This window comes from Kaarinaea lacus, assembly GCF_975902315.1.
The window spans coordinates 1-8,392 of the sequence record NZ_CDLKIE010000228.1 but is presented as its reverse complement, the minus strand read 5'-3'; the positions used below and the strand labels follow the sequence as shown (position 1 = coordinate 8,392).

Annotated in this window: 6 protein-coding genes and 2 tRNA genes; 7 read left to right on the top strand and 1 reads right to left on the bottom strand. The window is 44.6% G+C overall.

Annotation, left to right across the window (positions count from 1 at the left end; genetic code table 11):
* From lon to ACWVCM_RS06785, 7 genes are all read left to right on the top strand, one after another.
* A partial coding sequence (gene lon, locus ACWVCM_RS06815; RefSeq protein ID WP_455200975.1) for an endopeptidase La occupies positions 1 to 2,101 on the top strand: 2,101 nt, incomplete at its 5' end.
* Between the two features lie 372 nt (positions 2,102 to 2,473).
* Positions 2,474 to 2,746 carry an HU family DNA-binding protein gene (locus tag ACWVCM_RS06810; RefSeq protein ID WP_455200974.1) on the top strand — a complete coding sequence of 91 codons (273 nt, stop codon included), beginning with the start codon at positions 2,474 to 2,476 and terminating at the stop codon, positions 2,744 to 2,746.
* A gap of 12 nt (positions 2,747 to 2,758) precedes the next feature.
* A tRNA-Val gene (locus tag ACWVCM_RS06805) sits at positions 2,759 to 2,834 on the top strand.
* A 6-nt stretch (positions 2,835 to 2,840) separates the two neighbouring features.
* Positions 2,841 to 2,917 (top strand) — tRNA-Asp (locus ACWVCM_RS06800).
* Positions 2,918 to 3,053: 136 nt separating this feature from the next.
* Entirely contained in the window at positions 3,054 to 4,964 is a 1,911-nt protein-coding gene (locus ACWVCM_RS06795; RefSeq protein ID WP_455200973.1) for a SurA N-terminal domain-containing protein, read from the top strand.
* Between the two features lie 216 nt (positions 4,965 to 5,180).
* Positions 5,181 to 6,449 carry a dicarboxylate/amino acid:cation symporter gene (locus ACWVCM_RS06790; RefSeq protein WP_455200972.1) on the top strand — a complete coding sequence of 423 codons (1,269 nt, stop codon included), beginning with the start codon at positions 5,181 to 5,183 and terminating at the stop codon, positions 6,447 to 6,449.
* Between the two features lie 187 nt (positions 6,450 to 6,636).
* Positions 6,637 to 7,812: a GGDEF domain-containing protein gene (locus tag ACWVCM_RS06785; RefSeq protein WP_455200971.1), complete on the top strand. Its 1,176-nt coding sequence runs from the start codon at positions 6,637 to 6,639 to the stop codon at positions 7,810 to 7,812.
* Between the two features lie 141 nt (positions 7,813 to 7,953).
* Here the strand turns inward: ACWVCM_RS06785 and ACWVCM_RS06780 are convergent.
* Positions 7,954 to 8,392, bottom strand: a 439-nt coding sequence (locus ACWVCM_RS06780) for an enoyl-ACP reductase FabI (RefSeq protein WP_455200970.1), incomplete at its 5' end; no start/stop codon positions are given.

Sequence of the window (8,392 nt, the reverse complement as noted above, 5' to 3'; positions counted from 1 at the left end):
GGCGCAAATTAGCAAGGTTGAGTCCAGCGATTCTCTCCAACTTGATGAGCGCGAAGCTGAAGTGTTGATGCGTTCGGTGATGGCGCAGTTTGACCAGTATGTCAAACTGAGTAAAAAAGTCCCCCCGGAAATTCTTTCGTCTCTCTCAAGTATCGATGAGCCCGGCCGGCTGGCTGATACTATCGCGGCGCACATGTCATTAAAGATCGAAGAGAAACAAAAAATTCTGGAAATTGTCAGTCTTCGCGAACGTCTCGAACATCTCATTGGATTAATGGAAGCAGAGATTGATTTACTACAGGTTGAGAAACGTATTCGCGGTCGTGTTAAACGTCAGATGGAAAAAAGCCAGCGTGAGTATTATTTGAATGAGCAAATGAAAGCCATTCAAAAAGAGTTAGGTGATCTTGATGAAGGGCACAATGAAATTGATGACCTGGCTAAAAAGATCGAGGACGCTGGTATGTCCAAAGAAGCGAAGGGAAAAGCTGAGGCTGAACTTAACAAGTTAAAGATGATGTCGCCGATGTCGGCCGAGGCGACTGTTGTGCGCAACTATATTGACTGGATTGTCAGTGTGCCGTGGAAAAAACGCTCCAAAGTTCGCAATGATTTGGCTAAAGCCGAAGAGGTGCTGGAAGCCGATCATTATGGTTTGGAAAAAGTCAAAGAACGCATTCTCGAATATTTGGCCGTACAGCAACGTGCGAAAAAAGCCAAAAGCCCGATCTTGTGTCTGGTTGGACCGCCGGGTGTAGGTAAAACCTCATTGGGTAAATCCGTCGCACGAGCCACTAATCGTAAGTTTATCCGCATGTCTTTGGGCGGTGTTCGTGATGAAGCGGAAATCCGCGGTCATCGTCGTACTTATATAGGCTCCATGCCAGGCAAAATTATTCAAAACCTGACTAAGGTTGGTACACGCAACCCATTGTTTCTGTTGGACGAAATTGACAAGATGGCCATGGATTTTCGCGGTGATCCTGCATCAGCGTTGCTGGAAGTACTGGATCCGGAACAGAACAATACCTTTGGTGACCATTACCTGGAAGTAGAATATGACTTGTCAGATGTAATGTTTGTCGCAACAGCTAACACTATGAATATTCCTGGTCCATTGCTGGATCGTATGGAAGTGATTCGTCTCTCTGGTTACACCGAAGATGAGAAAGTGAACATCGCACAGCGTTATCTCATTAAAAAGCAAATTAAAGCTAACGGATTGAAAGACGAAGAGCTGGATATTAACGAAGGAGCGCTTCGCGATATCATTCGCTATTACACGCGCGAAGCTGGTGTACGTAACCTCGAGCGAGAAATTTCCAAAATCTGTCGTAAAGTAGTGAAAAATATTTTACTGGAAGAGAGTGGAAAAGATACCCATCACATTGATGTGACGGATGAGAATCTTGAAGAGTATTTAGGAGTTAAGCGTTTCCGCTTTGGTCGTGCTGAAGAGAAAGATCAGTTAGGCCAGGTTACTGGACTGGCCTGGACGGAAGTAGGCGGTGACTTGCTATCTATTGAAGCGGTTATCGTGGCGGGTAAAGGCAAACATGTCATTACCGGTCAGCTTGGCGATGTCATGAAAGAATCTGTGCAAGCGGCAATGAGTGTGGTGCGTAGTCGTGCCGGGATGTTGGGAATCGAGTCGGCAGAATTTTACGAAAACAATGATATCCACATACACGTTCCCGAGGGTGCAGTACCCAAAGACGGCCCCAGTGCGGGTATTGCTATGTGTACTGCGATCGTGTCGGTACTCACTGGAATTCCTGTTCGATCCGATGTGGCCATGACGGGTGAGATCACCTTGCGAGGTGAAGTATTACCCATTGGTGGATTGAAAGAGAAACTCCTGGCGGCACATCGCGGCGGTATCAAGACCGTGTTGATTCCCGAAGAAAACAGTAGAGACTTGACAGAAATTCCTGACAATATCAAAGAGAGTCTTGAAATTCGTACGGTTCGCTGGGTAGATGAAGTGCTCGAAGTCGCGTTGACCAAAATGCCAGAGCCGCTACCTGGTAGTGAAAAAATGGGTGTTACCGTAGAGCAAAAAGCCTCTGAAGATACGGATAAATCGATCAGAACGCACTAAGCTCAATAAATATCCAAAGATTGGTAAAAAATATCGCGCAAAAACCACTGGATTTTGGTTTTTGCGCTTTACAAATAAGACCACTTCTAAGAGCATAAGCAATCACTTTTTCATTTATACTCCACAACTATCGAGTGTCGTGAAAATTCACGTACCAATGGTACAGGCCGTTGCTTGACCCATAAGCAAGCCATTGGTATAAAGCCTGTCCGTTTTCAACAGGCATTGATTTCTGTATTGCCGAGCCTGCTACCACTGGGTAAATCTGTGGTAAATTTCATAAGGTACTGAAAGTATTATTGTTATCGTAGTACGCACTATTTTTTCGAGATCGGGGCAATCTATAAAAACCAAAACGAGAGGTATTCTTGAGTGAATAAACAAGATTTAGTGGAAGCTGTAGCTGAAAGTGCAGATATTTCGAAAGCTGCTGCAGGTCGGGCGGTTGACGGTTTCATCAACGCCATTTCCGATGCACTCAGCAAGGGAGATCAGGTTTCTTTAGTGGGATTTGGAACATTTTTAGTTCGCGAACGTGCGGCGCGCACCGGACGGAATCCAAGAACCGGTGAACCGATCGAAATTGCGGCCGCCAAAAATCCATCATTTAAGGCTGGAAAAGCGCTGAAGGATGCCGTAAACTAGCGCGCTTTCGCTGGGTGGTTAGCTCAGCTGGGAGAGCATCGCCCTTACAAGGCGAGGGTCGTAGGTTCGATCCCTACACCACCCACCAATGTTCGGAGTGGTAGTTCAGCTGGTTAGAATACCGGCCTGTCACGCCGGGGGTCGCGGGTTCGAGTCCCGTCCACTCCGCCATTTTGCAAGTCATTTGCATGGCAAAAAGGCGTTCCCCCCAGGAACGCCTTTTATTTATATTATTTTATATACTAATTGAACAACTCTTTTACTGAAACTACTTCAATTCTCATTGGTAAGGCAGGCTCCAGGATAAATGCTCGGATATATAAGAGAAAGCGTACAAGGCTGGATCGCTTGGGCGATCGTTATCTTACTCATCATTCCTTTTGCCCTTTGGGGTATTAATGAATACTTCGGCACCGGCGGACCGTTGGTAATAGCCAATGTCAACGGCGAAGAAATTTCCCAACAGGCATATCAGCGCGAATATTTAACGCAGCGTGATCGTATGCGTCAGATGTTCGGTGACCAGTTTGACCCCAGCTTAATGGATGATCAAATCAAGAAAGAGGCGCTAGAGCGCATCATTAGCCGTGAAGTGCTGGTACAAGCTGCCAACGATGCCGGGTACAGGATATCGGATAGTTTCATAGTACAAACTATTCAGGAAAATGAAGCTTTTCAGGAAAACGGAAAATTCTCCAACGATTTATACAAACAACTTCTCAATTCCCAGGGTTATTCGGCTGCTGGCTATGAGCACCAGGTAGAGCGTGACTTTCTGTTAAGACAGCTCAATTCCAGTATCGCTATTACACCAGTAGTAACCAGCCACGATGTTAATCAACTGTTAAAACTACAGGAACAAACTCGGGACATCGGTTACCTGGTATTAAAGGCAGATAGCTTCAAGCAGGACGCAGACGCCACTGAAGACGCCATCAAGCAATATTATGATAAAAATAATGAACGTTACATGACACCAGAAATGGTTAGTCTTCAATACATTGAACTGAATGTTAAAGACCTGACAACTGATGAACAGCCATCGGAAGAAGAGCTGAAGCAATTTTATGACGAACGTGCCAGCTTATATGTTATTCCGGAAGAGCGTCGGACACGCCATATCCTCATTAATGTTGACGCTGGAGCCACTGAAGAACAGACGCAGGCAGCAAAGAAAAAAGCAGAAGATTTGCATAAGCAAATCGTGGAAGGTGCTGATTTTGAAAAATTAGCCAAAGAGTATTCAGAGGATCCAGGTTCAAAAGAATTAGGTGGAGATATAGGTTTCTTTGGTACTGGATCGCTTGATCCTTTTTATGAGGAAGCCATGTTTAATTTAAAGGTGGGTGAAGTCAGTGAGCCAGTGAAAAGTGCTTTTGGTTACCACATTATCAAACTTGAAGAAATTCGCGAACAGAAAGCCAAGCCGTTTGAAGAAGTCAGGGCGACATTAATTGCGGAATTTCAGCAGGGCATTGCTGAACGTAAATATTTTGAGCTTTCAGAAAAGTTGACAAACTTGGCTTACGAAGTGCCTGATAGTCTTGAAGACGCCGCGGGTGGTACAGATTTACCCATTAAAACTACCGAGTTATTTGCGCGCAATGGTGGTTCTGGTATTGCGTCGAATCCTAAAGTAGCAAGTGCTGCATTTAGCGAAGATGTATTGAAACAAGGCTATAATAGTGAGCCCATTGAAATGGGTGAGAATCATGTGGTGGTAATTCGCATTAAAGATCATCAGGATTCCAAGTTAAAATCCCTCGATGAAGTAAAAGCTCAGGTTAAGCAACAAATCATTGAAGAAAAAGCCCGTGAGCGCGCCAAAAAACAGGGCAAGGATATCATCGAACAGCTGGCTAAGGGTGAAGCAACGCCAGAGGCGGCAGCTAAAATCGTTAACGTGGAATGGAAACAAGCCGGCACATTGAAGCGCACTGACCGTAGTATCGATAGCAAAGTTGTTCAACAGGCTTTCAAAATAACGAAACCCGAAGAAGGCAAGACCAGCTATGACGGAGTTGAGTTAGCGAGCGGCGACTATGCCGTAATCGGAATTAGCAATGTGCGCGATGGTGATATCGAAAACATGGAAGAAGCAAAGCGTCAGACATTGCAGCGAAATATTGCCGGTATACGCGGTGAATCGGCTTTTACCAGCTATTTGCAGAGCCTGAAAGATAGTGCAAGCATTATCGTTCAAGACGACAATTTGTAAGATCCTCTTTTTGCCCCGCCAACTCTTTTCCTGAGTTTGCACCTGCAGACTTATGTGTGGTCTGCGCTCAATATTTCTGAATTGCCAGGTATAGATAAGGCGCACTTGCTGTTTCCATTGCTATAATAGAAGGCAGTCGACAGAATTGCTTGACCATAAATAGCATCAAGAAAAATAGCATTTAAAATAACTCTTAATAAAAACAAGGGACCGGTTATGCCAAAAATAAAACTCCACTGGCAAATCATCATTGCACTGGTATTAGCCGTTATTGCGGGCTCAATTACGGGCCAGGAAATGGGGATTGGGAACTTCAAGTTTTACGACCTGTACGCATTTGTAGGGACATTATTTCTCAATGCGCTCAAAATGCTAATCGTTCCTTTGATTGCGTCATCCATCATTATTGGTATTGCTGGTATAAGTGGTCACCATGGTTTGGGGCGCATGGGCGGAAAAACAATTCTTTATTATATGACTACCAGTTTGATCGCAATTCTTATTGGCTTAACCATAGTAAATATCATGTCACCTGGTATTGTGGATGGTCAGCCAGCTAAAGATATGATTGGTCTTTCAGGTGATGTTGAAGAACTTAAGTCCAAAGTGGAGGGTAAAAGCGCAGGCGATATTGCGGAAGTGTTCTTGCGCATGGTGCCAACAAATATTGTTGCGGCCGCGGCTGATGGTCGAATGTTGGGGTTAATCTTTTTCAGTTTGTTGTTCGGGTATTTCATGACGAAAATAGAACATCCCGGTGCTGCCACAATTTATAACTTTTGGGACGCGGTCTATAACGTCATGATGTTGATTACCGACTGGGTTATGAAGTTTGCACCCATCGGTGTGTTTGCCCTGGTGGCCAAGGTCGTTGCCAGCACCGGTTTCGAGGCCTTTGAACCACTGGCATATTTTTTTAGTAGTGTCGTTATCGCGCTTGCTATTCATTTCTTTGTAGTAATGCCGCTGCTTTTAAAATTTATCGCTCGCGTCAATCCACTTCGGCATTACAAGGCAATGGCACCGGCATTGCTTACTGCCTTTTCTACTTCATCATCATCAGCAACATTACCGCTCACACTCGAATGTGTTGAAAAAAATGCCGGCGTATCCAATAAAACATCCAGTTTTGTATTACCGCTCGGGGCAACGATTAATATGGATGGTACGGCACTTTATGAATGTGTCGCTGCGATGTTTATAGCTCAGGCTTATGGTCTGGATCTGGGTTTCGTGGAACAATTTACGATCGTCATGGTAGCCTTGCTAACCTCAATTGGTGTCGCCGGTATCCCGGCAGCCAGCCTGGTGGCCATATCTATAATACTTGCCACTATCGGCCTGCCCATCGAAGGCATAGGATTAATTCTCGCCGTAGATCGTGTGCTCGATATGTGTCGTACTACGGTTAACGTTTTCAGTGACTCTTGTGGTGCGGTCATTATTGGTAAGAGTGAAGGGGAAGAAGATATATTAAAAGCTTAAGTTGGGTTGCTAGCCATGGCTTTTATACATAATTGATTTCTATCAATTAATCATTATAAACAATAAAAATCAGTATAAAGTGCGGGGATAATTGTACGATAACGTGTTTGACAGCCCAAAGCACACCAGGTCATAAGACTGTATTGTAAGCACTTGTTTTTACTGAAAATTATTGTTGTAGTGATTAATGCAAAACGACTATTTGCATAGCATATTCTGGAAATTCGCCAATTCCGGCAATCTGCCGGATGACTCTGGTGAAGTAAGGCTTAAAAAAGCAGTACTGACCATCATCGCCGGCGGTATCGCGTTGTTGGCCATTTTCTGGGGTTCACTTTATGTTGTGTCAGGTTATCCCTATTCAGGGGCAATTCCGCTTAGCTACGCTTTTATTTCCTTTTTAAGTATTGCTTATTTTTTTAAAACCAGGCGATTTGAGTTTTTTCGGTTTAGCCAGCTGTTGTTAATTTTGTTATTACCGTTCTTGCTGCAGGCCAGCCTGGGTGGTTTTGCCAACGGTAGTGTAGTCATGGTATGGGCATTCTTTACGCCGTTGGCTGCGATGTTTTTTGCCGATATTAAATCGGCATTTCGTTGGTTGGTGGCGTTTATCGCATTAATCATAATCTCCGGATTATTTGATAATACGCTATCGCAAATGGTTGCCCCCATGCCCAAACATATCAATACACTTTATTTCATCATGAACATGGGTGCAGGATTTGTGTTGATCTACATTGTTCTGCACTATTTTGTAAAAGACCGTGAGCATTCCCACTTGCTGGCTATCTATGCCAAAGAAGAAGCGATAACTGCGAAAGAGAACCTGGAGAATGCTTATGGGCGATTGCAGGAGCAGGAGTCTAAAATTCGAGAGCTGATGCTTACCGATCCATTAACAGGCATTGCTAATCGGCGATACCTGGATGAACGCATGGATATGGAGATGGAGCGGGTAGGTCGTTACGGGCAAAGCCTTGCCGTAATAATGACGGACCTGGATCATTTTAAAAGGTTTAATGATACCTATGGGCATCTTAAAGGGGATGATGTACTTAAAACATTTGCTGATGTGATGCAGGATACTTTGCGCGCCACGGATTTTGTGGCGCGATTTGGCGGTGAAGAATTCATGATCGTCATGCCCGAAACAACCCAGGAAGGCGCTGTTAAACTGGCAGACCGGATACGTGAAACCATGCAGCAGCTATCTATAAAAGGTATCGGTGAAAAGGTTACGGCAAGCTTTGGTGTAACCATGATGCATAAAGATGAAAAACCCACGCAAATATTCATGCGGGCCGACAGGGCGCTCTATCAATCGAAAGAGAGTGGCCGCAATCAGGTGACTTTCTTAAACTAAAATAACGCGACTAAAATTTCTGGCTCGAATTAAATTATTTATAAACAAGGTCAGTTGGGTTGATTTGTAGCACTTGTAGGTTTCCTCTTATCTCCCCCTCTTGAAAAAGAGGGGGGGTAAGAGAAGATATAGATGGGTTAACTACTCGCTCGGAGTATCCATTCTCGCCATGCCGGTAATGTTATACCCAGCATCCACGTAGGTGATTTCGCCGGTGATACCCGAAGCCAAATCGGAACATAAAAATGCTGCAGCATTACCCACTTCTTCAATCGTTACATTACGACGTAAGGGTGTATTTTGTTCATTATAATCCAGCATGGCACGAAAACCTTTAATGCCCGACGCGGCAAGTGTGCGTATAGGGCCAGCTGAAATACCATTCACTCGAGTACCTTCAGGCCCAAGATTGGAAGCCATGTAACGGACATTCGCTTCGAGACTGGCCTTGGCTAATCCCATCACGTTGTAATTGGGCAACACGCGTTCCGCGCCAAGATAGCTTAATGTCAGCAGCGAACCATTGCGACCTTGCATCATTTCGCGTCCGGCTTTGGCCAATGCCGTAAAACTGTAAGAG

What these genes read in the sequence shown, in the direction of transcription:
- ACWVCM_RS06795 (WP_455200973.1), top strand. Translation starts at nt 3,054, where the DNA reads ATGCTCGGATATATAAGAGAAAGCGTACAAGGCTGGATCGCTTGGGCG.
- ACWVCM_RS06790 (WP_455200972.1), top strand. Translation starts at nt 5,181, where the DNA reads ATGCCAAAAATAAAACTCCACTGGCAAATCATCATTGCACTGGTATTA.
- ACWVCM_RS06785 (WP_455200971.1), top strand. Translation starts at nt 6,637, where the DNA reads ATGCAAAACGACTATTTGCATAGCATATTCTGGAAATTCGCCAATTCC.